Source organism: Candidatus Omnitrophota bacterium, from assembly GCA_030695905.1.
Taxonomy (GTDB): domain Bacteria; phylum Omnitrophota; class Gorgyraeia; order 2-01-FULL-45-10; family 2-01-FULL-45-10; genus CAZHPY01.
On the sequence record JAUYOL010000043.1, the window covers coordinates 172005 to 198094 of the forward strand.

At 46.2% G+C, this 26090-nt stretch carries 22 protein-coding genes; all 22 read right to left on the reverse strand.

Annotation, left to right across the window (positions count from 1 at the left end; genetic code table 11):
• Nucleotides 1–7: 7 nt before the first annotated feature.
• The 22 genes from Q8R38_08285 to Q8R38_08390 all read right to left on the reverse strand — a co-directional run bounded on the left by Q8R38_08285 (nucleotide 8) and on the right by Q8R38_08390 (nucleotide 26090).
• The gene (locus Q8R38_08285; protein ID MDP3792021.1) at nucleotides 8–934 is read right to left on the reverse strand and encodes a 2-dehydropantoate 2-reductase; all 927 of its coding nucleotides are present in this window, start codon (nucleotides 932–934) and stop codon (nucleotides 8–10) included.
• Complete coding sequence (gene panB, locus Q8R38_08290; GenBank protein MDP3792022.1) at nucleotides 934–1776, reverse strand: 3-methyl-2-oxobutanoate hydroxymethyltransferase; 843 nt, start codon at nucleotides 1774–1776, stop codon at nucleotides 934–936. Before panB ends, Q8R38_08285 begins: the two co-directional genes overlap by 1 nt.
• Nucleotides 1777–1786: 10 nt before the next feature.
• Nucleotides 1787–2575: a dihydropteroate synthase gene (locus tag Q8R38_08295; protein MDP3792023.1), complete on the reverse strand. Its 789-nt coding sequence runs from the start codon at nucleotides 2573–2575 to the stop codon at nucleotides 1787–1789.
• Between the two features lie 13 nt (nucleotides 2576–2588).
• Entirely contained in the window at nucleotides 2589–3509 is a 921-nt protein-coding gene (locus tag Q8R38_08300; GenBank protein ID MDP3792024.1) for an acetyl-CoA decarbonylase/synthase complex subunit delta, read from the reverse strand.
• Nucleotide 3510: 1 nt separating this feature from the next.
• Nucleotides 3511–4197 carry a carbon monoxide dehydrogenase gene (locus tag Q8R38_08305; protein MDP3792025.1) on the reverse strand — a complete coding sequence of 229 codons (687 nt, stop codon included), beginning with the start codon at nucleotides 4195–4197 and terminating at the stop codon, nucleotides 3511–3513.
• A 50-nt stretch (nucleotides 4198–4247) separates the two neighbouring features.
• Entirely contained in the window at nucleotides 4248–6062 is a 1815-nt protein-coding gene (locus Q8R38_08310; protein ID MDP3792026.1) for an ASKHA domain-containing protein, read from the reverse strand.
• Nucleotides 6063–7397: an acetyl-CoA decarbonylase/synthase complex subunit gamma gene (acsC, locus tag Q8R38_08315; protein ID MDP3792027.1), complete on the reverse strand. Its 1335-nt coding sequence runs from the start codon at nucleotides 7395–7397 to the stop codon at nucleotides 6063–6065. It abuts the gene before it with no gap.
• Nucleotides 7398–7410: 13 nt separating this feature from the next.
• Nucleotides 7411–8607: a glycosyltransferase family 39 protein gene (locus tag Q8R38_08320; protein MDP3792028.1), complete on the reverse strand. Its 1197-nt coding sequence runs from the start codon at nucleotides 8605–8607 to the stop codon at nucleotides 7411–7413.
• 13 nt (nucleotides 8608–8620) lie between these two features.
• The gene (acsB, locus tag Q8R38_08325; GenBank protein ID MDP3792029.1) at nucleotides 8621–10798 is read right to left on the reverse strand and encodes an acetyl-CoA decarbonylase/synthase complex subunit alpha/beta; all 2178 of its coding nucleotides are present in this window, start codon (nucleotides 10796–10798) and stop codon (nucleotides 8621–8623) included.
• On the reverse strand, nucleotides 10791–12059 hold the full coding sequence (locus tag Q8R38_08330; GenBank protein ID MDP3792030.1) for an FAD-dependent oxidoreductase: 1269 nt from the start codon (nucleotides 12057–12059) through the stop codon (nucleotides 10791–10793). Before Q8R38_08330 ends, acsB begins: the two co-directional genes overlap by 8 nt.
• Nucleotides 12056–12499 (reverse strand): 4Fe-4S dicluster domain-containing protein, encoded by a 444-nt coding sequence (locus Q8R38_08335; protein ID MDP3792031.1) that lies wholly within the window; start codon nucleotides 12497–12499, stop codon nucleotides 12056–12058. Before Q8R38_08335 ends, Q8R38_08330 begins: the two co-directional genes overlap by 4 nt.
• Nucleotides 12496–14439 (reverse strand): anaerobic carbon-monoxide dehydrogenase catalytic subunit, encoded by a 1944-nt coding sequence (gene cooS, locus Q8R38_08340; GenBank protein MDP3792032.1) that lies wholly within the window; start codon nucleotides 14437–14439, stop codon nucleotides 12496–12498. Before cooS ends, Q8R38_08335 begins: the two co-directional genes overlap by 4 nt.
• 14 nt (nucleotides 14440–14453) lie before the next feature.
• On the reverse strand, nucleotides 14454–15320 hold the full coding sequence (locus Q8R38_08345) for a methylenetetrahydrofolate reductase (protein ID MDP3792033.1): 867 nt from the start codon (nucleotides 15318–15320) through the stop codon (nucleotides 14454–14456).
• Nucleotides 15321–15394: 74 nt separating this feature from the next.
• The gene (locus tag Q8R38_08350; protein ID MDP3792034.1) at nucleotides 15395–16258 is read right to left on the reverse strand and encodes a bifunctional 5,10-methylenetetrahydrofolate dehydrogenase/5,10-methenyltetrahydrofolate cyclohydrolase; all 864 of its coding nucleotides are present in this window, start codon (nucleotides 16256–16258) and stop codon (nucleotides 15395–15397) included.
• The gene (locus Q8R38_08355) at nucleotides 16255–16857 is read right to left on the reverse strand and encodes a cyclodeaminase/cyclohydrolase family protein (protein ID MDP3792035.1); all 603 of its coding nucleotides are present in this window, start codon (nucleotides 16855–16857) and stop codon (nucleotides 16255–16257) included. The genes Q8R38_08350 and Q8R38_08355 overlap by 4 nt, the downstream gene beginning before the upstream one ends.
• Nucleotides 16836–18515 (reverse strand): formate--tetrahydrofolate ligase, encoded by a 1680-nt coding sequence (locus tag Q8R38_08360; protein MDP3792036.1) that lies wholly within the window; start codon nucleotides 18513–18515, stop codon nucleotides 16836–16838. Before Q8R38_08360 ends, Q8R38_08355 begins: the two co-directional genes overlap by 22 nt.
• Before the next feature lie 65 nt (nucleotides 18516–18580).
• Entirely contained in the window at nucleotides 18581–19351 is a 771-nt protein-coding gene (locus tag Q8R38_08365; GenBank protein MDP3792037.1) for a type III pantothenate kinase, read from the reverse strand.
• On the reverse strand, nucleotides 19348–20325 hold the full coding sequence (locus tag Q8R38_08370; GenBank protein MDP3792038.1) for a biotin--[acetyl-CoA-carboxylase] ligase: 978 nt from the start codon (nucleotides 20323–20325) through the stop codon (nucleotides 19348–19350). The genes Q8R38_08365 and Q8R38_08370 overlap by 4 nt, the downstream gene beginning before the upstream one ends.
• Complete coding sequence (gene uvrB, locus Q8R38_08375) at nucleotides 20288–22282, reverse strand: excinuclease ABC subunit UvrB (protein ID MDP3792039.1); 1995 nt, start codon at nucleotides 22280–22282, stop codon at nucleotides 20288–20290. Before uvrB ends, Q8R38_08370 begins: the two co-directional genes overlap by 38 nt.
• Before the next feature lie 4 nt (nucleotides 22283–22286).
• On the reverse strand, nucleotides 22287–23141 hold the full coding sequence (gene nadC / locus Q8R38_08380; protein MDP3792040.1) for a carboxylating nicotinate-nucleotide diphosphorylase: 855 nt from the start codon (nucleotides 23139–23141) through the stop codon (nucleotides 22287–22289).
• Between the two features lie 9 nt (nucleotides 23142–23150).
• Nucleotides 23151–23435 carry a hypothetical protein gene (locus Q8R38_08385; protein MDP3792041.1) on the reverse strand — a complete coding sequence of 95 codons (285 nt, stop codon included), beginning with the start codon at nucleotides 23433–23435 and terminating at the stop codon, nucleotides 23151–23153.
• A 15-nt stretch (nucleotides 23436–23450) separates the two neighbouring features.
• Nucleotides 23451–26090: a valine--tRNA ligase gene (locus Q8R38_08390; GenBank protein ID MDP3792042.1), complete on the reverse strand. Its 2640-nt coding sequence runs from the start codon at nucleotides 26088–26090 to the stop codon at nucleotides 23451–23453.

Below are 26090 nucleotides of genomic sequence, written 5' to 3' on the forward strand. Positions count from 1 at the left end.
CTACCTCCTAAACTATACCGTAAGCCGCTTCTATCGTTTTAATAAGCGCGGTCAACACTTCATTAACAGGCGTCGGTATGCCTAATGCCTTCCCCTGCCGCATGATCGCGCCATTTATAAAATCTATTTCGGTGCGTTTATTATTAAGGACATCCTGCAGCATGCTTGAGACATTAGCGGCCGTCGCCTTGCATACCGATTCGACCTTCTGGATAGGATCGTCGTAGGCCAGCTTTATCCTTTTTCTTTTTACTATCTTCACGGCTTCCTGCACGGCGCTTCTTAGAATTTCCCTTGTACCGCTGTGCTCTGTAAGCATCCCATTTTTTAGACGTGTTATGCCTGTCAGGGCATTTATTCCCACATTTATAACGAGCTTACTCCACACCACAGAATCTATGTCCTTAGATACTTTTGTCTCCAGGCCGGCTTTTGACAAGATACCCGCGATCTCTTTAATCGGCCCCAATACCTTACCGTTAGAAATCCCTATAATGGTATCGCCCTTACCCGCATGCCGGACATGGCCGGTGCCAAGTAAAGTCACACCGTGATTTGTAATACCGGCAATAACTCTATCCGAACCAAAATAATCGTTTAACACCTGGACATTACCAATGCCGTTTTGTAAAGTCAGGACAAATGTTTCTTTCGAGACAAGATCCTTAATGTCTTTGCACGCGTCCTCGGTAGAATAACTCTTAACGCAGAGTATAACGAGGCCGCACGGTCCGACCTCTTTAGGATCCGCCGAAATATTTACCTGCGCCTGAATGGAACCGCTCAAGCCTTCTATCTTTATCCCATCGGCTCTTATGCGCTTGGCGCGCTCGGGAGATCTGTCAATAAGCCATATCTCCTCCTTGGTCCTTGCCTTCAATAATACGGCTATAAGACAGCCGAGGGCTCCGGGGCCTACGACCGCTACCTTCATTATTTCTTCCTCATCTTTCTTATCTCTTCGTCTTTTATCGTAAAACAGTGCGCGGCATCCGGAAACAGCCCTTTCTCGACCTCGTCTTTATATTTCTTTACGCCGTCCGTTATAAGCGAGGAGAGCTTCACATATTGCTTTACAAATTTTGGGACAAATCTGTCGAATAGCCCGACCATATCATAAGTTACAAGCACCTGGCCGTCACAATGCGGGCCGGCACCGCAACTTATCGTCGGTATCGACACTTTGCTTGTAATCAATTTAGCTACTTTATCGGGGATGCATTCGAGTACTACGCCGAAGCATCCGGCACGTTCCAATTTTATCGCCTGCTCCAATATTTTATACGCGCCGTCAGCGTCTTTACCCTGAACTTTAAAACCGCCCAACTTCGACGCGGTCTGAGGGGTAAGCCCAAGATGGCCCAATACGGGAATGCCAGCGCTGACTATCGCCATCGTTACATCCAGCGCGTCATTTCCGCCTTCGAGCTTCACGGCGTCGCAACCGGCCTCCTTCATGAAACGGCCCGCGTTGCGCACCGCTTCTTCATTCGAGATCTGGTACGACATAAACGGCATATCGCCTATTAAAAACGCGTATTTCGTGCCGCGCCTCACCGCTTTCGCGTGATGTATCATCTCATCCATGGTTACAGGCACAGTTGATTCGTATCCGAGCACCACCATGCCCAACGAATCGCCGACCAGTATTGAATCTATGCCCGCGTCATCAATTATCCTCGCCATAGGATAGTCATATGCCGTAAGCATAGTAATCTTTTTCCCTTCGTGCTTCTTATTCTGCAGATCTATTATCGTTACCTTTTTCCTATCCATATTCTCTCCTTTATTTCTTCCTATACGCATCCAAGAACGAGTCGCAGTAAATATTTTTATTCAATACAAGTTCCGCTGTGATCACGGCGTCCATAAGATCCTTGTCGAGCGGATCCAATATCGCCGAAGTCAGGCCATTCGCTATAGCCATCGTGACAAATGTCCGGTTTATCAGGGGCCTGAATTTTGTGCCTTGTGACACGTTAGATAAGCCCACTGTCGTCTGCGGCGCGGGATCGCATAGCATCCTGAATTCACGAAGCGACTCGAGAACCTCCCTGCCTTGAGTCTGCGCGACATTTACCGGCAGTACTATGGGGTCGATATATAGATCCTCGGTATTGATGCCATATTCTATGGCCTTCGCCACTATCGTCGCAGCTAACTCCAGCCTCTTGTCCTTTGAATTCGGCACTCCGGACTTATCCATGGCAAGCCCTATCACCTGCGCATTATACCTCTTTGCAAGGTCAAAGATCTTCGCCATCTTATCTTCATCCGCGCTTGTAGAATTTATAATGGCTCTCTTCTTTACCAGCTTCAAGCCCTCTTCTATAACATCCGCTTTCGTCGAGTCAAGCGCGAGCGACACATCGGTAACAGCCTGGATGGATTCGACCAGCCACTTCATATCATCTTTAGGATTTTTTGAATAAGGCCCTGCATTGACATCTAAAACGGACGCGCCCGAATTGACCTGGTCGACAGCCAGATGCTGTATTATATCCGCCTCCTTATTTACGATAGCCTTGCCGACATCCTTATACATTCCATTTATCAACTCGCCTATTATTATCACTTTTTCTTCCCCCTTATCTCTTCATCATGGTTTCAACATATCCGGTAATTTCTCTGGAGCTATCGGGATGCCTGACTACTAAAATGTCGGCTCCTGCCTGCAGCATCGATATCGACGTTGCTATCTCCCAATTTACGCCCTGCACCATCGAATCCTTCGCTTCCTTGACCTTCCAAACCTCCTGACCCGCAAATAAGATAAACGGCATCGAGAGCATCTTGTCGCCTATAAACGCGGCGAGCCGGGCCCGCTCCATTATCGAATAAACGTATTCCATGCCATAACCTAAAGATGTAGTAGTTGGATGCATCACTATCTTTTTAGGGTCGAAGCCCATATCGCTTACCAGTATATTTACCTGCTTCGCGATATTAATATCTATTGGCGATTCCGCTATAAGAGAGTGTCCGTCGGCAAGACAGGTCGCGGTAAGCGTCTTGTAATTTTCCTGGCTGGCGACTCCGAAAAGGCTGTTCGTCCCTTTAAGCGCATTACTCGCTTTAGGCAGAAGGTCATTATCTTTATCATCGTCCCCAGACCCCACTACTATTAACGGCACTTTTACCTCTTTGGCGATCTGTTTTAAAATAGAGACCGAATGATCCGAGCTTTTATTGCCCCAATCAGGGTGAACACTCTGCAGCCTCACACACAATAACTTCGCACCGAACTTTTCCACCGCGGTCTTCGCCCATCTTACAGGGTCTTTTATATCCGCGCCGAAAGCGTCTTTAAGAGGCTGCGGCCATTCCACCGGTTCGCAATCCATCACTTCGATAGCCGTTATGGGCGCGTTGGGCATCTGGCCTTCTTCAAATAAGAAAGGAAGCATCGTCTCACCGCCGATTTTTACCGTCGAACCGGATTGCGGGCCACCTATCTCAACAATATTTATCGCGTTATTATACTTTTCTTTTACTAATTCCACGGCCATCTTATTTCTCCATTAATTTTGTGAATATCTCTTTTATCCTGTCCTTAATATCGGCATCTTCAAATTCAAATATCGGCTTATTCGATATGCTCCACTTGTCGACATTCTCGTCAAAAGGTATCGTTCCGATAAAATTCGCGCCGACAGCGCGTATTTCGGCCTGAAGCGGCTCCAAAAATCCGGTTACCTTATTTATTATAAACGCGCTCGACCCCATCCTTATGCCAAGGTCTTTTGCAAGTTCGAATATCCTTTTTGCCGAGCGTATCCCTACTATGGAATAGTCGCTGACGAGCAAAAGCCTGTCGATAACTCGCATGGTGCGGCGCGATATATGCTCCATGCCGGCCGCATTATCGATAACTACAAAATCATAATTTTTTATCACACGCGCCATCATGTCGCGCAAAAGGTTATTAACATAGCAGTAACATCCCGGGCCTTCAGGCCTACCCATGACCAATAGGTCAAACCCCTCTTCTTCGACTAAAGCTTCCTGCACTCTCATTTCTATAAAACGCTCTTTCGTCATACCGCCGGGAATGTTGCCCATCTGCTTAGAAACTTCATCACAAATTCCGGCTATAGTCTGGTGGCCCGCGATACCTAAAGCTTCCGGTAAAGTTGAATTAGGATCGGCGTCGATAGCCAGTATCAAGCCTTTTTTATTGGATACGAGAAAATCCACCAAGAGCGCCGCTACGGTGGTCTTACCAGTGCCGCCTTTTCCATTAACAGCTATAACTGTACCGATGGGAACCTCCCTAAATCAGTGTGCGGAAAAAATAATGACGCCACATATTCATCCATATAGTTATTCTCCGCGCTCAAATCTATATATGTGATGTTCTTATATATATCGTCCGTCTTCTTAAAAGCGTCCGCAGACAATAGCGACATTCTCGCGCCGGCAAGCGATGAATTCCCTATAAATTCATACCTCGACCTCTGGGCGTCGGGCAGAAGACCTATAAAGATAGAGTTTTCTATATTCAGATAATTACCGAAGCCGCCGGCAATATATATCTTTTTTATGTCCTCTAATTTTTTATCGACCTTATTAAGCAGCGATATTATAGCGCTGTATATCGCGCCTTTCGAGCGCTTAAGATTTTCTATGTCATCGTCGCTAATGATAACTTTATCCGCGACGATAAATTCATAACCTGTATCTGTCTTCCTGATCCTTTTGGATTTCAACTCACGGTTTATTTTTCCATTTTTTCCAATAACACCTCTTTTTAACATCTGGCACAATAGGTCTATATAGCCGGAGCCGCATATCCCCTTCGGCTTTTCATCCGCTATTGTTAAAACTTTTACATTAAGGTCTTTATCTATCTCTACTTTCTGAATCGCGCCTTTTACCGCCTTCATGCCGCTCGTCAGCCCGCTTCCTTCAAAAGCAGGACCAGCGCTCGCCGCGGCACTTATCATCCATTCGGAATTACCAAGTACAATTTCGCCGTTAGTGCCTATATCTACGAGCAATGATATCTCGCCGCTTTCCGACAGCCCGCATGCCAGCACACCCGAGACGATATCGCCTCCCACATATGTGGTTACGCCTGGTATAAAAGATACTATGCCTTTAGGATTTGCATCTATCCCCACTTCGGGAGAGTGTACCGTCTCAAACACAGTTGTCGTAGGTATATAAGGCGCCTTCCTTATATTTGTCGGGTCAACTTTTAGCAAAAGATGCATCATCGTCATGTTGCCCGCGCATACTATAGCGTATATATCAGCCATGTTGACATTGTGCGCCTTCGTAAGGTCTTCTATTATTTCATTGACATTATCAAGCACCGCCTCATTAAGCACCTTTAGGCCTTCCGGATTTGAGGCGTAAATTATCCTCGTAATAATATCGGCTCCGTAGCTCGCTTGCTTATTAAACGCTATTCTTGTGCCTAAAATATTTCCTGTATTAAGGTCTATCAGCTGGCCGACAACGGTAGTCGTTCCTATGTCAAACGCAAACCCGAAATTTACCTTCTTCGTATCGCCGGGCTCTATCGAGATTATGTCTATAGCATCGTCTTTATGTCCGATACAGGCGGTAACCTTAAAATCGCTGTCCCGCAGGACTTCGCTCAAATGTTTTAGATTTGCGAGGTTCGTCGATATGTGGACATTGTGAAACTTGTGCTCTATGTCCCTACATACTCTGTCAAGATCGCTTAAATTGTCGTCCTGTGTAGGCGCGGAAAGTTCCAGATACTCTTTTTTGACAAGCGGTGAAAAGGCAAACGCCTTTTCTCTTTCAAGCACTACGCCTTTCGTGAATTCTTCCGATTCGTGCTTGAACTTAGCGTGGACTTCGAGCGACTCTTTAGGTATCTTTACTTCGAGGTCGCTTTCCACTATAGTCTGGCAGGCAAGGACCTCTTTTTTGCCTGTTACAACCTTACACTTGCCGCAGAGGCCTTCTCCGCCGCAGGATGCATGCATCGCTATGCCGGCTTTTATGGCGGCGGTAAGCAGATCCGTACCTTGCGGAACTTTTATCGTTTTCTTCAGCGATGTAAAATTTACTGTGAACTCTTTCATCTATTTTAGGTTTCTCAAATAATTCGGTAACCCGGATGCCTCACGCGGCCCCACCGATATCTTCCAGCCGGTTACCTCTTCTAATTTTCCGCTCATAACCGAAACATACCCCGGAATGATAAGGCGCTTATGAGAGACTATCTTTTCAACTCCGGCCTTCTTCATCGTTTCATCTATTTTTTCCGGAGTAAATTTTTCGGCGGCCCACGCGGTAAGTACAGACATACCCTCCGAATCGCAGCAAAGTATATATGAAGGGACCTTGCTCGACTCAACTTCGCCCGCGACAGTAAAGTACGTTATGGAGAAATTGGTGGTTATAAGGACAGGTGAAGAAGGGCTGACTTTACCTATCTCGTAAATTTTGGGCTCTACCTGCACCGGTTTCTGCGGATCAGAGTAAATATCCTGGCGCGCGACCAAAAGCGGCAGAACAAACTCTTTATCCGTATTTTTTATTATCACAAGTCCGGCGTATTTAGCTACATATGAAATCGCCTCGGCCAATTCCGCATGGGGCTTGGCTTCAGAGGTAAGTGCCATCAAAGGATACCCAAGCGGCCTGAAATTTTTCTTTAATGCCGCTCTTCTTATAAATGTAAAGTTCTGTATCAGGCCGCCTTGAGCTTTGCCCTTTAGGCTTATCACAATCTCTTCGACTCCGCCCTGCTTTACCTTATCCGCGATGCTCGCCGCTTCATCAATATCTTTGCATGTAATGGCAAGCGGCGTCTTGTATTCTTTAGCTAAAGCTATGAAGGCATCTATATTGCCGGAGCCGTCCCAGATTATAAGAGGCCTCCTATCCTTACATATCTTCAACGCTTCCGCCATGGCATCGGCGCTGCCGCTATAAAGCGCTATATTTAATCCTGTCGAACCCGCTACTTTACTGACAAGTCCAATAAACGCGTCTTTACTGCCGGATGTATTCTTCAGGCAAACAAGACTTACGGATATATTCTGTCCGGCACGCTCAAATGACAAAGCGTTTATAGCAGAAACTTTCTTAGAAATCTCTTCGTCATTTAACGAATCTTCTATGAGTATACCGATGCCTGTGGGATGGAAAAATTTCTGCTCATGCCTATACATAACGGTCTCATTGCCCATCTCCAGCTTCTTATCGCCGGTGCCTACCGTGACGAGCTTTATAGGCGGCTGGCTGGCGCTCTCTAACGCTGACTTCGCCTGCGCGGTAACATGGGGGCACTTATCGAGCGACACCTTCTTCTGGGCAAGCGCCATCGCAAAGGCAAGACACGTAGCGAAACCGCATTCCTTGCAGTTTGTCTTCGGGAGTAACTTATAAATATCTAATCCTGTTAACGCCATTTTAATCCCTTTCTTACATTCTTAATATGAATTTTTCCCAGCTGCCTATTAAATTACCTGTTATAGTATCGTAAAATACCGTATTCCTGACATAAAAGCTGTAGAAGATGTAGAAATCCAAACACACTATCAATAAAATCGGGGCGCTGACTATTAATGCCCTTTTAGCTTTTGATTTTGACGCCAAGCCATATACCGTGATGGCCGTAAATACCCTTATCGGAAAATCGAGCGCTATCACATACCGCGCATTCTTTATGTATAAGCTGTTCGCGAGATAATATACTATGAAAAATAGCACCAGATATGAGCATGGCTCCGTCCAGAGGTTCTTATCTCTAAAATACCAGATAAAGAATGCCGCCGCGGCGATAACTGTAAGCGGCGATATGAGAAAAAAATCCAGCCCGTAGCGCGTTATTGGACCCGTTAAATACATTCTGGCCCATTTGTTGGTCAATGGCGACGTTATTATGATTTCAATAAGCCTTGCCAGATTGGCTAAACTTCCCGTAACGATAAGCCATGACATAACAACAGCCGCTAAGGATAAAATAAGATATACCAATAATGAAAATCTTCTCTTCCAGAAAATAACAATGAGAAAGAACGGCACGATCAGCAGATTCGACTCTTTTACCATAATTGCCGAGAATAGCGACAACGCAAACGCTATCCTTAACGCTATATTATCTTTCTTAAGCGCTTCGTAAAAGATCCATAACGTCAATATGATGAAGAAATACAGCATGCTTTCAGGCTGCGCCCTTCTTGAAAAAGCAAGATTCATAGGAGAGAAAGCAAGCAATGAAAGACTGATCAGCGCTATCTTTTCATCAAAGAGCCTTTTTGTAAAAAAATATCCGACAAAAAGCGACATAATACTGAAAAACGCCGACATATAAGAAAGAGCCTGGTAATTAAACTGCGCTATAAGCCGCATCCAATAACTGGCGATAACAATATAACCTGCCCGTAATGGGCTTGGGAATATATGAAAAAAATCGCCGTTAATATAATCTACCACCAGCGCCTGTATAGACGCATCCTTAGCTACCGCCATATAGGACGCGTATTTCAGGTAAAACTTTTCGTCCGGCACAGAGCCTGAATAGTCTATGTCTTTCAGAAACGCTATTCTTAAAAATATCCCTACCGCAAAAACAAGGATTACAAGCAGGATAAAATATTTTCTCGACCCTTGTTCCATGAGCCTTGTCCTTTTACATCATTGAAGGCATTGTAAGAGCAGGGTGCCCGACTTTTTCCATGAACTGTACAAGATTTACCACATCGGTCGCCACGGTCTCATCGGCGATCTTGTTTAAAAAGTCGGGGTCGCCTATCTCTTCGCAACGTTTCTTTAATTTATCGCCTAATGCTTCCTTTAATTCCTTAGGCATCCATACGATACGCTTTAACCCGCCTTCGGCTAAAATAAATTTTTTACTGGTTATATACAAACGTCCTACCCCTAAAAATCCGGGCGTTTGATTTCCCCCGCCTACGGAGCTTGCCAGCGTAGTAAACTTCATCCCTGCCGGTGTTTCGCCGGCGTATTCTCTATTCACAATCATTACACCGTTAGCTTCCGGCACTATTGCCACTATGCACTCAAAGCATCCGCATGATGTCATTGGTGATTCCATGATCGAATATGTGGACATCTGGCTTACATGCTGGTGGGACGCATTGTGAACAAAAGTGTTTATTCCTTCCCAGATACCTTTTACAGCATCAATAGCGTTACCCTTCTTTATAGGCTGATTACCACCCGTCGGCGTGATTTCGTGCGCTGCCTTGGCATCGAGCCATGAGTAGGCGCCGCAAAGTCCGAGCCTCTCAGGGCTCACGACGCAGATATGATCAGGCGCAAAGCTTTGACAAAGCGCGCAGCTATAGAAGGTATCTACTGATTCATCAGTCATGCCCGCAAGACGCGCGTCGCGCGCTTCATAGGTTTTGCGAGCTTCAGGCAAAATATTATTTACCCCTTTTTCATCCGTAATAAGTTTAACCTGAACTTTGTCTATAATCGCTCCATATTCGTCATGGAATTTTGTAATCAGCAGATCGCCGAAATGGCGGATCTTAAATCCTGCATTCTTGGCGTCCTTGGAGATCCTTACCCAGTTCATGTCACGCTGGCCCATATGAAATATGCCCATCGCGTAATTCAGGAACTTATGTATTTGACGCTCCAGTATGGGTTCAAAATCCTGTATCATCTTACGTCCGGCTACTTCTATCAGTATACCGAGGGGCGCAGACGATCCCTCCGCCATTTTATCGATCTCAGGCCCTATAACCTCTATGCGGCCATTCTCTATCTCTTCAGGCTTTCCCATCTTCAAATACTCAAAGGCCGGCGAGTATTTACCGCCGAACTGAACGAACATATTCTCTTTTCTGACGCGCTCGCCCTCAAAGGCCGCTGAACACGGGACAGGTATCGGCACTTTTGTAACTTTTATCTTGATCCCCCTTACCTCGATGCAGCGCTGCACTATTTTCTTGTGATCCAGTTCTTTCACCAAAGCCTCATACGTCGTAATACCGGATGGTTTTATCTCAGGTATATCTGTATCAGCTATGATCGGAAAGCCCATGTTTATAGCGCCGGCGCCCGTAGCATATTTTATGTCGTCAAGCTCACCAAGAACGAGGCCGAACGCGAATACTCTCTCTTTCGTGTACATGAGGCATTTCGACGCGTCTCCGGACTTAATTCCACCAAATGTCAACGCCGCCCTTATCGCCCAGTTGAGGGCGTAGATACCGGATATGGTATCTCTGCCGTAAGGAACGATATAATTTTCCCAGCCCATCTGTATCTTCTCTTCTATCAGTTGGTCTATGATGGAACGCCCCTTGACCGATGAGCCGACAAATATCAATATGCTTCTTTCCTGGAGCTGCCGGATTATATCGACGGCTGTTTTATTGTCCGGCGCCGCGCCCAGAACCGCCGCGAAACCGGCCATTCGGCCGTCGACCAATTGTATCCCAAGCGTGCGCAGGATCGTATCCGAAAAGAAGCCATTACAATCTTTTTGAGGCTCCTTGTTATATAAATAGCGTAATGCGACGATAATCTCTTCATTAAACAACGTTGCCATGCCGGCATTAAGCGCATCACCCAAATAAGGCAGCCACACTTTCTCCGAAGGCATTTCAGGAAGAAGAGACTTGGCGTGTTCGAGTATCGGCACCATATCCTTCAACGTCTCAACCTTCGCGCCTAAAAGGGCATTCGCCATAGGCAGATAAAATGCTGTATCCGGGAAATTGACCTTCTCGGATGTCCCCTTCTCCTTTATCGCTTTATCTAAAAATTCGGACGCCTGTTTATATATCTCACGAGCACCGCGAATTACAGATTCTGCAACAACTTTAGACATACATATTCTCCTTATCTTTACCTTTAATATGTTCTATAATATCAGGATAGCCGAAGCTCTCCTCTGTCAGTCTATCCCTGAACGGTACAATGTCTATCCCGTCTTTTATTAATCTTAAAAATATACCGCCATTAGCCACCTTTCCAGCCAGTACTACCCCAACCAGGCGGTTATTTTTAATAACAAATTTTTTATACGTCCCGGCTTTTGCATTCTTTAATTTTATCTCTTCGAACCCCTGTCCATCCTTTACCTTAAATATTCCAAAAGACATCGTCGGCAACCCGAAAAACTCCAGAGAATTCATCCCAAGCGAACCTTCATATTTAACCTTTTCTCCCGCCATATTCGCGCCTGCAACTCTTCCCTGCCATACGGCAATAGGCCAGAGCGCGTTCACACACCCCGCCTTCAGAGTAATATCATAAGCCTCGCATACATCTCCAGCCGCATAGATATTGGGAACTGCTGTGCGCAACGTGTTATCTGCTATTATACCTTCGTTCACTTTAATGTCTGTTCCGCTTACCATATCAATATTAGGCGCAACTCCTTTACTGACTATCAGTATTGAAGCCTCTATTGTCTTGCCGGAATCTAACTTTAACGCCTTAATATTGTCTTCACCAACTACCTCAGCCACATCGTGGCCGAAGATAAGTTCGACACCGTTTGATTCCAGCTTATTCTGGACAAGCTGGGCAGCCTCCCGGTCGAGCACCTGCGATAAAACCTGCCCGGATTTGACTATGACCTTTACTTTGAGGCCTCTCTTCTTCAAGGCATAAGCAGCCTTCAGCCCGACCAGGCCCCCGCCGGAAATACAGGCTGGCTTGCTCGCCGCGACAAGCGTATTAAGTTCTTTAGCATCCCGGATCGTCCTGAATCCATAAACGCCTTTTTTGTCTATGCCTTTTATCTCCGGCATCTTGGGCGAAGAGCCTGTAGCAATAAGGAGGCTGTCGAATTCATGTTTCGTCTTGTCCTCAAAGTAGACCGCGTTCTTCTTCGGTTCAACGCGCGTGATCTTTTTATTCAGGATTAGTTCAATATTATTCTCTTTATAAAAACTGTCTGCCCTGTATAATATTTCTTTCTCCTTAATGTCCCCGGCGAGATAGTACGAAATGAGACAGCGACAATAAGACGGGTAATCTTCATCCGAAATCATAGCTATCCGTGACTCTTTATCTTTCTTACGGATAGCTTCCGCCGCCGATATGCCCGCTGCTGAATTCCCTATAATAATATAGCGCTTCATTTAAACACCTCTTCCTGCCATATAACTGCGCCTGTAGGGCATGCTTTTACACAAGCCGGTTCGTCTTTATCGGCACATTTATCGCAGCGCACCGGCATCTTCTTTTTTAAATTGGGGCGGACAGCGCCGTATGGGCATACCATGACGCACATCCAGCAGCCGACACAGCGCTTCTCATCGTGCAGGACCATCCCCTTCGTCTTATCAAAGATAAGCGCTGAGGCCATGCAGGCGTCAACACATTTTGCGTCCTTGCAATGCCTGCATGAAACAGGATAATTTTTCCCGCGCGAACATAGCACTTTTTTTCGCGGCAGAGAGGGCATCTCTTCTTTTATTGCCTTAAAGAGATCCCCGCTCGCTGAATGAGCCACCGCGCAGGCAATCTCGCAGGACTTGCACCCTAAACATTTTTTTACTCCATAATATAACGTCTTCACTTTTGGTACATCCAGGGTTTAAGATTAAGCGCTTTACGCTTCTTGTCTATGTGAGCTATCATCAGGTCGGCCATCTTTATTGGGTCATCGCAGAACTCAAACCTTCCTCCGACGGCACTCTCAATACCCTTCGTCAGATACTCCGTCAGATTAGCGCTTCCCAGAGTGGCAAAAGGAAGTGAGCCAAATACGGTGTATACTCCCGAGGCGACAAAATAAAAACCGATCGTTATCGCTTTCTCTGACATCCATTCGGGCGCGCAGCCTGCGGCCGGTATATCCGACAAATCCTGGCCCAGTCCGCCTTCCTCTATAATATGAGACGCGGCTGTCAGTATACGTGAATTATCGACACATGCGCCCATGTGCAGTACCGGCGGTATGCCGACCGCCTCGCATATCTCCTGCAATCCCTTGCCGGCATAAGTCTTGGCCGCTTCCGGCACCAGCAACCCCTGTTTCGCGCAGGCTATCGCGGCGCATCCGGTCTGAAGTACCAGCACATCGTTCTTTATTAATTCCTTCACAAGCGTCGTATGATAATAATCGTGAGTCTGCTTCGGGTTGTTGCATCCTACCACGCCGGCCAATCCCCTAAGGCGTCCGGATATGATAGCCTCATTCAAAGGCTTATATGTTGAACGATATTTGCCTCCCAATATCTGGAAAACTATCTCTTTCGTAAAACCTGCCACCAGATCCATCTCGTGTTTTGGGATGTTGACCCTTCCCTTATTTCTATTGGAAAAATTTTCCACGCCTATCCTTACTATCTGCTTGGCCACATCATAAGCATTGTCAGGGGTAAATTCTATATGTTGTACGCCGGGGAAACGGGCCTTCGTGCTTGTCGTAATGAGTTTCGTATGAAAACAACTCGCTACCTCATGGAGGGCCGGCATTATACATTGGACATCTACCATCATAACTTCCACCGCGCCGGTTATTATGGCCAACTCCTGCTGAAGAAAATTACCCGCGACCGGAATACCGTTACGCATCAGGACTTCGTTAGCGCTGCAGCAGATACCGGCAAGATTGATACCTTCGGCGCCTTTTACCTTAGCAAGCTTTACCAATTCAGGATCTTTGCAGGCCTTGACCGCCATATCCGACAGGACTGGTTCATGGCCATGCACTACGATGTTGACAAAACCTTCCCTCAGAACTCCGAGATTCACTTTTCCCCTTACAGGCATCGGACTGCCAAGAATGGCATCCTGAACTTCGGTCGCGATCATCGATCCGCCCCAACCGTCCGAAAGCGCACATCGCATACCGTTTTTTATCATATTCTTATAATCGTTGTCCACGCCCATAGTTGTGGTATGTAAAAGCTCTACGACTTCCCTGTCTATACCGCGCGGTGTAATGCCAAGATCCTTCCATATCTTCTGCCGTTTTTTAGGGGCCCTTTTGCAAAATACCAGTTCGCCATCCTGTTTCCCGAACTCTTCGAGGAGTTTTTTGGAAAGTTCTCTGGTAATATCGGATATCGGCTTTGAGCTGTCGATGCCAAATTCTTCCGCAAGCTTCTTAAATTTATCGACGTCGAGTATTTCGTAATTGTGTGTATGAGAATCCTTGCCATGCCCATGCTCATGCATGCGAACGTCCGAGATAAGCGATAACATATGCGCGACATCCCTGCCGTGATCGGAATGAGCGGACGCGCCAACCGCTATTTTCCTGACAAGGTTTCTCGCCGCTATGGTATCGGCGTTTGCGCCGCACACACCGGTGTTAGCGCCCTCTCCAAACGGATCTATGCGGCACGGTCCCATGTTACAGACTGTGCAGCATGCTCCGAGTTGACCAAAACCGCATTGAGGTTGCTGTTCTCCAAGCCTATCCCAAACAGTCTCGATGCTCTCACATCTTGCCTTTTCAAGCATCTCCTGCGTAGCTAAATCTATGGATTTTTTCTTCACATCTGACATTTATTTTCTCTCCTTTACAATCCCGCTGTCTCTAAAACAAGCGGGACCTTCTTATCCCAGCCTATCGGCATGATATGTATGCCCTGACACAACGGCTTAAGCTCTCTAATAAGCCGCGCAGCTATCTCTATCGATTTTGCACTCTTATCTTTCGTCTCTTCCATCTCTTTAATAAGATTGTCGGGCACGAAGACTCCCGCGACATTCTTATTCATATATCTTGCCATTCCCGCGGATTTCAGCAATACTATGCCGCCCAATATCTTTGTCTTTAAATGCCGCGTGGCGTCCAAGAATCTTTTGAATAACTCCATATCGTAGATAGCCTGCGTCTGGAAAAATAGCGCGCCGGATTCTATCTTTTTCTCCATCTTTATGATTTCCGGCTCGAGCGGATCCGCGCCCGGGTTTACTACCGCGCCTACACAGAATTTTGGCGCCCCCTTTAACGCGTTGCCTTTCATGTCCTTGCCTTCCTGCAAAAGTTTTATCGCGTCCAGAAGCTCAATAGAGCCTAAATCAAATACAGGCTTAGCCTCGGGATGATCGCCGAGCGTCGGATAATCCCCCGTAAGGGCAAGCACATTTTCTATGCCGAGTATGGCGGCGGATAATAGATCGGACTGTAACGCAAGCCTGTTCCTGTCACGGCATGTCATCTGCAATATAGGCTCGATGCCCCTATCCTTTAAAAGATGGCACACCGCAAGCGAACCGACCCTTAATACGGAACTTTGCAGGTCCGTAACATTTATTGCGTCGACCTTGCCCTTTATAAGATCCGCATCTTCGAGCATCTCTTTGATATCGGTCCCTTTTGGGGGACCTATCTCGCTTGTAACTAAAAATTTGCCGGCTTTAATCTTATCGCAGAATGTCATCCCGTATTCCTATCCCACCGCCGCGGTGGGAATGTAGCTAACTACACGACACCGCGGCGGTGCAATTCATGAGTTTAAAACATAAAACTATTCTTAAACAATTCAACAGTATTACGCATAAGTATAGTAGTTGTGATCGGCCCTACACCGCCGGGAACAGGCGTGATGAAAGACGCTTTTGCTGAAGCGGCCTCAAACTCCACATCGCCGACTATCTTGTCCGCTACTCTATTTATCCCTACGTCTACAACAATAGCGCCTTCTTTTATCCAATCACCTTTTATTATACCTGCCCTGCCTACCGCAACGACCAGCACCTCGGCTCTTTTTACATGATCGGCAAGCACGCCTCTTTCGCCGGTGGCTATGTGACAAACTGTCGTCGTCGCGAATTTATTTAGTAGCATCATGGCAAGCGGTTTGCCCACAATCTCTGAGTGGCCGACTATAACCGCCTCTTTCCCGTATAGATTTACTTTTGATGATTCCAATAATTCCATTACAGCCATGGCCGTACACGGGCCTATCCTGTACTGGCCCAGCAATATTTTCCCGAGGTTTTCCGGATGCATGCCCTCGGCATCTTTTGCGGGCGATATAAGATTAACTATCCTTTTTGCGTCTATACCCTTTGGCACCGGAAGCTGTAATATTATCGCCGATACGGCCGAATTACTATTTAACTCTTTAACAATATCTTCCGCTTCGGCCTGTGTAATCGTCGCTGGTAAGACTTTAAGTTCATACTCTATTCCAAGATTTTCCGCCGCCTTCTTCTGCGCTTTGACATACACGGCGCTCGACGCGTTATCTCCCATCTGCAAAGCAACCAGCTTAGGCGTCTTGCCGCTTTTAGCTTTAAGCGCTTCGACATCTGATTTTATCGACGTTCTAAGTCCTTCCGCTATTACTTTACCCTCTAAAAGTGCCGCACTCACCTGATTACCTCCTCGCATTTTTCCAAGAACTCTTCTTTTAACTTCGGCAGCTGCTCCTCCATCGGCTGCAGGATATTGTGGATACTGCCGATAAAATCCATATCCTTTATATATCTCATATTTATGTAGACGTTGTACTTCGCGGCAAAGAACGCGCCCTCCAGAAATATAACCGCTATCGCCGTATCCGTTATTAAATTTTTATTGCCGCATTCGATCAATCCATCGCATAATTTTAAACATTCCGCGGATATTCTGCATATATCGCAGGGAGGTTTTATGGCTTCTTTGTAGGCCATCTCCAGTTTCGAAGCGTCCTTAGTCTCCTTCATGATCTTCGACAATTTACTATAAGCTTCTACATCCATATCGATAAGGGCTTCGAGTTCTTTGCGCGCTTCAAGCGTCCTATTTAATATTTTCTTCGCATTCTCTTCGCCGGATTTATATTTCGGATTGCCTATAGTGTAATTTGCGACCATAGACATCAGCGCTACCCCTGCAGCCGCAGTAAGCGCGGCCGCGCTTCCGCCGCCAGGTGCCGGTTTTCGGGCAGCAAGATCACTTAAATAGGCTTCTACAGATCCTTTAATGTACATATCTTCGACCTCCCTTTGGCGTCGACATCCATGCACTCGCCCACCGGATGAGACGGCAGGCTCGGCATGGTAAGAATATTACCGCACAGCGCATATAAAAATCCCGCCCCGGCTGATGGGCGCACCTCGCGTATAGGCAATACAAAATCTTTCGGAGCGCCTTTAAGTTCCGGGTCATGCGACAAGGATAATGGCGTCTTTGCCATGCATATGGGCAATTTTGCCAAACCCAGTTTTTCAAAAATCTCTATATTTGCCTGGGCATGCGGCTCGAAATTCACATCTTTTGCGCCGTAAATTTTAGTGGCAATAATACGCATCTTCTCTTTTATGGATACACCGGACGGATACAGGCGCCTGAAATTACTCTTTACGGAAGCGGCCTTTACCACCGCCCTCGCGAGATCCTTACCGCCTGCCGAGCCTTTTTTATAAACTTCGCTTGCCACGCAGTCAAACGCGCCGGAGCTTAAAGCTATCTTTTTAACCAAATCTATCTCTTTGTCGGTGTCTGTGGCAAATCTGTTGACGGCGACAACGCAAGGCACGCCGTAAATGAGCACATTCTCTATCTGTTTTTTTAGGTTCTCGCAACCTGATTCAACTGCCTTTAAATCTTCTTTTTCGATCTCTTTGCCCAGCGCCTTACCCACGGTCATTTTGAACATTCCGGAATGTACTTTAAGCGCTCTTATCGAACATACCAGGACTGCGGCATCGGGCTTGAGTCCACTCTGGGCGCACTTTATATTAACAAATTTCTCCATCCCGCAGTCCGCTCCGAATCCGGATTCCGTAACCACAAAATCCGCCAATTTCAGCCCGACACGGTCGGCCAGAATGGAGCTGCTCCCATGCGTTATATTCGCGAATGGCCCTGTATGTATAATGCACGGCGTATTCTCGCCTGTCTGCACAAGGTTTGGCTTTATAGCGTCCTTTAATAACAGCGCCATGGCTCCCGCGACATGGATATCTTCGCACGTAACGGCCTTGCCTTCTTTGGTAAGGGCAAGGACTATCCTTGAAAGACGCCTCCTTAAATCCGGTATAGACTCGCATAATGCAAGGATAGCCATTATTTCGCTTGCCGCTGTTATGCAAAATCCGGTCTTCCTTTCGACGCCATGCTCACCGCCGCCTAAGGCTATCATGACGTTACGCAGCGCCCTGTCATTTACATCGACTACCCTGCGCCAGTATATCCTATCCGTATCTATGCCTAATCCATTGCCTCTATATAGATGATTGTCTATAAATGACGCACAAAGGTTATGAGCCTGGCTTACCGCGTGTATATCGCCTGTTAAGTGCAGATTGATATCGTCTTCCGGCAGTACCATAGCCTTACCACCGCCAACTCCTCCGCCTTTAACACCGAAGAACGGCCCGATAGAGGGCTGTCTTATGCAGGCAACCGTTTTCTTGCCGAGCTTATTCAGGGCCATCGATAGGCCTATCGTAGTAACGGTCTTTCCCTCACCCAAATGCGTCGGGGTGATGCCCGTTACAACGATATATTTGCCCTTTGACCGTAAATTCTTTTTAGACTTGAGGATGTCCAGGGATATCTTGGCCTTATGGTAACCATATGGCTCCAGATATCTGTTTGATATACCGAGCTTTGTGGCAATTGAATTGATTGGCTTTAGCGTCATTATATTAAAATAATTATGAGATAATCATTCTAATATAAGTGGGCGGGCAGGTCAATAGAATTTACCTATTTTTCAGCACAGGCTGCAGAAATAAGGTAAAGGCCTTTTAATGTCAGATCTTCGTCCGCCATCTGTATGGATTTAGCGTATTTTTTGATGAGTTTGGAGTTTCCGCCTGTGGCTATAATTTTCGCATCTTTACCCAGGATCTTCCTGTATTTGGCCGCCAAACCGTCGATCATAGCGCCAAAACCGAATAAGATGCCGCCTCTCATGCTATTTACAGTATCCTTGCCTATGATAGATGGGGCATCTTTTAACTCTACTTTTGGCAACAACGCCGTTCTTCTGTAAAGACTTGATAACGATAATTCTATTCCCGGCAATATAAGCCCGCCCAGATAATCGCCCTTTTTTGAGATTATATCGAAGGTTATAGCGGTCCCCGAATCAACCACTACTGCGGGAGCGCCGTAAAGCATCTTGGCCGCATAAGCATTCACAAGCCTATCCTGCCCCACCTCTTTCTTTATCCTGTATAAATTTTTTATCGGGACTATCTTGTCTTTGCCTAAAACGGTTATCTTTATATCAGATGATAGCTTACGGAGTTCCACTATAAACCGCGCTAATGACAAAGGAACGACGCTCGATATTACCGCCTCGCTCACATCGCCTATTTCGAAATGCGCCCGCGCTATAAGAGCTTTTATGCTACGGGCGTATAAGGAATATGAATTGGTCGGAATCTTCGTCTTCCTGGACAGCTTATTGCCTTTAAATAATCCAACTGTTATATTTGTATTTCCTATATCTACCGCTAATATATTTTTCATCTCGCTATCACCACGTCTCCAGAGGAAACTTTTTCCAGCACTCCTGAATCCAGCCGCACAACAAGCGCTCCGTCCGGATCTATATCATGAGCCAGCCCTTCGAATGTCCTGCCTGGCAGGCTTATCTTTACCCTCGATCCAAGCATGTCGGATAGATTCTTCCACGCTTCTACTATAGGCTCAAATCCTTTGCTGGCCAATAAATTATAACATCCTTCAAGTCTTTCCAGGATATTTTTTGTCAGTTCAACTCTTGATACCGCGCCTTTTATGCTGCGCCTGACAAGCCCTTCTTTTAATGAGGTGCCGGTTTTGGGCAACTGCTTAGATGGCGTATTCACGTTAATTCCTATGCCTAAAATAACAAAATCTACACAGTCTTGCTGGGCTTTCATCTCCGTTAAGATACCGCATATCTTCTTACCGTCTAACATTATATCGTTGGGCCACTTTATAGAAACATCAAGCGATGTAACTTCTCTGATCGCCCTAGTCACCGCCACTGCCGCCAGAAGAGTTATTCTCGGTATTTCATTCGGGGCTATCCTGGGTTTCAATATGCATGACATGTACACACCACCCTTCGGCGGAGAAGCCCAGCGCCTTCCGTGCCTGCCTTTACCTTTGGACTGTTCTTCCGCGAGAATTATCGTGCCCTCCTTTATTCCTTTTTCCGCCAATTGATAGGCTAAATCATTTGTTGAATCGACTTTTTTATACGATATTATCTCTTTGCCGAAAACTTTTGTTTTCAGTTTCCATTTTATCTCGGAAGATATGAGCGCGTCGGGTACTGTTATAAGTTTATAGCCCAGATGAGGCACGGCTTCTATTTCATAACCTGCCTTGCGCAAGTCCTCTATGTGTTTCCATATAGCCGCCCTGGAGATGCCGGCATACTTACACAGCTCTTCGCCGGAAACATAGGAATCCCTGCTATGGCGCAGTACGTTTAATATCTTCTCGTCCAACATTCTCTTTTAACTCCTTTATCTGGTCGCGAAGGATGGCGGCGCGTTCAAACTGCAGATTCCTTGCCGCGACTTCCATATCGTGCTGTAATTCTCCGATCAATGACGTAACATCATACTCGTCGTCATTCTCCTCGACGACACTCTCAATAACTTCACGCGCTTTCTTATATGACTCGATGCCCTCCCTGACAGCCTTCTCTATCGAGCGCGGAGTTATATTATTTTTCTTATTAAATTCGATCTGTATCTCCCGGCGGCGGCTGGTCTCATCCATGGCTCTCTTCATGGATTTTGTAACGGTGTCCGCGTACATCAGCACTTCGCCGTTTATATGGCGTGCCGCGCGGCCCGCCACCTGTATAAGGCTTGTGCCGGAACGCAAGAATCCTTCTTTATCAGCGTCGAGTATCGCCACCAGTGAAACTTCCGGCAGATCCAGCCCTTCTCTTAATAAATTTATTCCAACGAGACAATCGAACTTTCCTAACCTAAGGTCTCTTAGTATCTCTACCCTTTCTATAGCGTCGATTTCAGAGTGCAGATATTTCACTCTCAAGCCCATATCTTTTAAATAGCGCGCCAGGTCCTCTGAGAGCCGCTTTGTAAGAGTGGTGACCAGAATTCGTTCTTTTTTCTCGGCGCGCTTTTTTATCTCACCGACAAGATCGTCTATCTGTCCGGCTGTCGGCCTTACTTCTATCTTCGGATCTATAAGTCCGGTGGGTCTTATTACCTGCTCTATGATGCTACCTTTAGAGAGCCCTATCTCATATTCATCCGGAGTGGCGGAAACAAATACCGCCTTATTTATCATGCTTGAAAACTCTTCGAATCTTAAGGGTCTGTTATCAAGCGCCGACGGCAGCCTGAAGCCATACTCTATCAGTGTCTCTTTGCGCGCCTTGTCGCCCGCATGCATGCCCCTTATCTGCGGTATTGTCACATGCGACTCGTCTATAAAAAGAAGAAAATCTTTGGGGAAATAATCTATCAGGCACCACGGTCGCTCTCCCGACGGACGGCCGGATATATGGCGCGAATAATTCTCTATGCCGTTGCAATACCCCAGCTCGCGCATCATGTCGATATCATATTTCGTGCGCGATTCAAGCCTCTGCGCTTCCACCAACTTTCGCTGGCTCTTTAATTCATCGAGCCTGAAACTCAACTCTTCCTCTATGGTATTAATGGCGCGCTCTATTCTATCAGGCGTGGTAACAAAATGTTTCGCGGGATATATACCTATCTTCTGAACGCCATTTATAATGTCGCCGGTCAAAGGGTTTATTTCATATATATGCTCTATCTTATCGCCAAATTGCTCGACCCTGTAAGCCGTCTTTGTATATGCCGGAAATATCTCGACTGTGTCGCCTCTGACGCGGAAAGTGGACCTTTTAAAATCGTAATCATTGCGCGTATAGTGTATCGAAACGAGCTTGCATAATATTTCGTCACGCGAAATATCTTCGCCCTCTTTTAAAAATATAAGCATCTCGCCATATTCTCCCGGAGAGCCCAGGCTGTATATGCAGGAGACGCTGGCCACTATAAGGCAGTCACGCCTTGACATAAGAGAGCTCGTCGCGGACAGCCTTAAACGGTCTATATCCTCATTTATCGACGCGTCCTTTTCTATATAGATATCTCTTTGCGGAATATACGCTTCGGGCTGGTAATAGTCGTAATAGCTGACGAAATACTCTACAGCATTTTCGGGAAAGAACTCTTTAAATTCGCTGTAGAGCTGCGCCGCGAGGGTCTTATTGTGCGAGATTACTAATGTGGGCTTATTTATAGCGGCTACCACATTTGCCATCGTAAATGTCTTGCCGCTGCCGGTAACACCGAGAAGGGTCTGGAACTTTTCGCCTTTTCGTAAGCCTTCCTCCAGTTTTTTGATCGCCTGCGGCTGATCACCTTCCGGATTAAAGTTGCTTACGAGTTTAAAATTCATCTTTTTAGACGATTTCCAGGCTCATGTCTATTGATTTGACCGAATGGGTGAGAGCGCCGACCGATATCATATCGATACCTGTCTTTGCATACTCTTCTATCGTTTCCAGATTTATTCCGCCCGATACTTCGAGAAGCGCCTTGATCTTTGACATGCGGCGTATCTCAACGCATGCCTTCACGTCCTTTACCGGCATATTGTCCAGCATTATAATATCCGGCTTTCCCTTAAGCGCGTCTTCAAATTGGGCGGGAGTCGCCACTTCTATTTCTACAACGGTTCCCTTTAAATTTTTCTTTCTTGCCGCCTCTACCAACTCTTTCAGGCCGGTCTTCTGCATGCTCGCTTTTATATGGTTATCTTTTATCAACACCTGGTCATATAGACCCATACGATGATTCGAGCCGCCCCCTACGGAAACAGCGTACTTTTCAAGATATCTCAGAAGCGGATAGGTTTTACGCGTATCCATCACTTTCACGCCATAAGGCTTGGTCTTGTCGGCAAATTCTTTCGTCTTTGTGGCGATGCCGCTTAGGAACTCGAGAAAATTGAGCATTGCCCGCTCCGCCCTTAAGATAGAACTGGTGTGCCCCTCAATAAAAACCAGCTCTTTATCCCTGCCGATAAAATCGCCGTCGTTGCAATTGGGCTTAAAACGCACACTATAATCTATCTGCGCCATAAGCCATTCTGCGATCTGCAGGCCGCATACCACGCAATCTTCCCTTGTGATTATGGTCGCTCGAGAACTTAAGAATTTATCTACAAGGACACCGGTAGTGATATCGCCCTTGCCGATATCTTCTTTAAGCGCAGACTTTATTATGGGTAATACTCTCTCTTTATCCAGCCGCATGATACATATCTACCTTAATTCAAACGCTTCATCGCTCGCAGTTACAATAGGCATGCCCGTATTTTCATCATAGGTTTCCCACTTATCTACAACCATGTCATTGTCTGTATCGTAACCTCTTTTTACGACTTTGTTATCAACATCATATATATCCACACCGTCTATTTTGGCATCACCGTTCCTGTCGACCATTATCTGTTTTGTTGACATCTGTTCATGCTGCGGAACCGCGAAGGCTGATCCGGCTAAAATAACACACAATACCGCGGCTACCAATACGACAAACTTCTTCATGCTTCCTCCTTGTTTTTATTCTATATTCTTCAGGTTGTCTTTCAGTTTTTTGATCTGCAGTTCCAATTCCGTTTTTCTTGCCCTTTGTCTTTCAACGACTTCTTCCGGCGCCTTACCGGTAAAATTTTTATCTTTAAGGCGCGCGGATATCGATTTTATCTCGCAGGCTATCCTGTCCTCTTCTTTTTCAAGCCTCTGGGCCTCTTTATCGAAATCTATAAGGCCTTCCAGCGGAATATATATTTCGGATTTACCCACAATCGCCGCGGCGGAACTTTTCGGCTTCTGCACCCTGCCCACGGTAAGCTCCGAGAGCCTTGAAAGTCTTTTTATGAACTCTGTATTATCACATAAAAACTCATCTTCTTTCTTATCATGGATATTCACAAAAGCCTTCATTTCAAGCCTCGGCTCGATGTTCCATACGGACCTGATATTTCTTATCGCTGTAATCATGTCAATAAGGCGCTTCATTTCGGTTTCGCACTTCTCGGATATGATATCTTTCTGTATATGCGGCCATGGCTGGATCATTATCGAATCACCCTTAGAATCTTTCGGCCGTGGTATCTGCTGCCATATCTCCTCTGTAATAAAAGGCATAAACGGGTGCAGCATTCTTAGCGATTTTTCCAGCACTTTATACAGCACTACTTGGGTCGTCTTTTCGGTAATCGCTGCCTTGGCTATCTCTATATACCAATCGCAGAACTCGTGCCAGACAAAATCATAAATACTATTTGCCGCCTCATTGAACTTATATTCATCCAGGCACTTCTCCACATCCCTGATAGTAGAGTATAGACGTGAAAGGATCCACCTTTCCGGAAGAGGCAGGTTTTCTGCCTTAAAAAATACACACAGATCTACGTTAATATCATCTTCTTCAAGATTCATCATTATGAATCTTGACGCGTTCCACAGTTTATTGGCAAAATTTCGGCCAAGCTCGAATTTGCTCTCTGATAAAAATACGTCCTGACCCTGGGCCGTTATCGATACTATACTGAAACGAAGCGCGTCGGTGCCATACTTGGCTATCATGTCCAATGGGTCTATGACATTACCCAGAGACTTGGACATCTTGGTTCCGGTTACGTCTCGCACAGTCCCATGTATATAGACATCTTTAAAAGGTATACCACCCATAAACTCCATACCGGCCATTATCATGCGGGCTACCCAGAAAAATATTATCTCCTGCGCGGTAACTAACGAATTCGTCGGATAAAAATATCTTAAGTCCGGGGTTTCTTTAGGCCATCCGAATGTTGAAAAAGGCCACAGCCAGGAAGAGAACCATGTATCCAGAACGTCCGGGTCTTGTTCTATCCTCACAGAGCCGCATTTTACACATGTTTCGGGCCTGGCCTTCGCCACCATTATTTCGTTACAGTCACGGCAATAATATACCGGTATGCGGTGCCCCCACCAGATCTGTCTTGATATGCACCAGTCGCGTATGTTATTCATCCAGTCCAGATAAACCTTGGTCCATCGATCCGGATGAAATTTAATCTTACCTTTTTTGACGGCTTCGATGGCAGGTTTTGCCAAGGGCTTCATCTTCACGAACCACTGCGGTGAGAGCCGCGGCTCAACCATCGTGTGGCAACGATAACAGTGACCTACCGCGTGCCTGTGCGCCTCTGACTTTATAAAGAGCCCGCGATCCTTTAAGTCCTCTATTATGGCTTCACGCGCTTCCAGCCTATCCATGCCATGATAATCCGTATCCGGCAGGTTTATCGTCGCGTCTTCGTGCATCACGTTTATCTGCCCCAGGCCGTATTTCTGCCCTAATTCGAAGTCCACAGGGTCGTGCGCAGGCGTTACTTTAAGCGCCCCTGTGCCGAACTTCATATCGACCAAAGGATCGAATATCACCTTTAGCTCTCTATTCAGTATCGGCAATAAAATTGTTTTATCTTTTAATTCTTTATAACGCTTGTCTTTGGGGTTCACCGCTACAGCGACATCGCCCAGCATAGTCTCGGGCCTCGTCGTCGCTACCACAACAAATTCTTTCGATCCCTTTATTGGATATTTTATGTGGTAAAGCATCCCTTCTATGTCTTTATGCTGCGACTCTTCGTCTGATAGAGCCGTCTGGCAGCGAGGGCACCAATTTATTATATAGTTGCCTCTATATATGAGCCCTTTTTCGTATAATTTTACGAATACTTCCAATACCGCTTCCGAAAGCCCTTCATCCATTGTAAAACGTGTTCGCTGCCAATCGCATGAACATCCGAGCTTCTTAAGCTGCCTTATTATGGTGGAGCCATACTCTTCGCGCCACTTCCATACCTCTTCTATAAACTTATCCCGGCCGAGATCCTGGCGCTTCATGCCGCCTTTGGCAAGCTTCTTCTCAACAACATTCTGCGTGGCAATTCCGGCATGATCGGTTCCAGGCATCCATTCAGCCTCAAAGCCCTGCATGCGTTTAAAGCGTATTAATATGTCCTGTATTGTATTATTTAGAGCGTGGCCCATATGAAGGATTCCGGTAATATTGGGAGGGGGTATGACTATCGAATATGGCTTCTTTTTGGGATCGGGTTTGCCAGAAAAAAAACCCTTCTCTTCCCACATCTTGTATATAGAGTCCTCGATGACCTGAGGATTATATGCCTTTGGCAATTCTCTCAT